Genomic DNA, 987 nt, shown 5'->3' with positions numbered 1-987 from the left:
TTGCCCAACTCCTTCTATCCCAGCTTCAATGTCGAGAAGCACGGGGTCTGGAAAACCTACACCTACTCCTACGATGAGCAGACCGGGCTCACCCTGCCCCTCGACAGCGACCGCGACCCCGGGCGGGAGTTGGAGCTATCGTTTGACTTCAACGCGGCCTTCACCTCGGTTATCGTGTGCCAGGAGAACGGCCAGGAGTTCCGCTGCCTGGATGCGTTGTGGGTCAAGCAGAGTGCTACCACCGTGCTCGATGCGCTCGTGACCAAGTTCTGCACTACCTACAAGAGCCATCAGCGCAAGCACGTGGTGATCTATGGCGACCGCAATGGCAACAACAAGCAGGTCGGCAGCAACCAGACCTTCTACCAAACTATCCAGCAGCAGTTAGCCGCCGCTGGCTGGACGTCGGTGCTCATGGTGCAGGGCCTCGACCCTGACCACCGCCTCAAGCACATCGCCATCAATGAACTGCTGGCCGAGAACAACCCCCGCCTGCCCGTGCTGCGCTTCAACCGCAACAAGTGTCAGTACCTGATCATTAGTATTCAACAGTCGCCTATCAATCCTGACTGGACCAAGAACAAGAACAGCGAGAAGAGCAGCATCGACCAGGAGCGGGCCACGCACCTAAGTGACTGCTTTGACAACATCGTCTACCGCAAGTACGGCCACCTCTTTGGCCAGGTGCAGGTGCACGAGCCGGTGTACTTCCTGGGCCGCGGCTAGCGCCGGCCTGGCACGCCAACTGGCAATTGCCAATTGTTCATAGGCAATTGCCAGTTTCAAATCATCAAAAAGGGCCCTGGCGCTAGCGTCAGGGCCCTTTTTACGTTTCTACCCCCCCCGTTCATATATTCCTCAAAATGGCCCGTTTGGCAATTGCCAAATGCTAAAGGGCGCGCACGGCCGCGTGGGTTACGTTATAAAAATCACCCCTTTTTTTGAGCGTTCTGCTTGATTATCCAGGGGTTAGGTCAAAAACACGTT

General features: G+C 56.4%; 1 pseudogene. It reads left to right on the top strand.

The window, feature by feature from the left end:
• A pseudogene (locus tag GO988_RS23945) lies at positions 1 to 726 on the top strand (terminase large subunit domain-containing protein); the annotation flags it as partial.
• Positions 727 to 987: the final 261 nt, after the last annotated feature.

Source organism: Hymenobacter ginkgonis (assembly GCF_009755225.1).
GTDB classification, from domain to species: Bacteria; Bacteroidota; Bacteroidia; order Cytophagales; family Hymenobacteraceae; genus Hymenobacter; species Hymenobacter ginkgonis.
The sequence above is the reverse complement of the archived record's forward strand: the minus strand, read 5'-3'. Positions and strand labels throughout refer to the sequence as shown.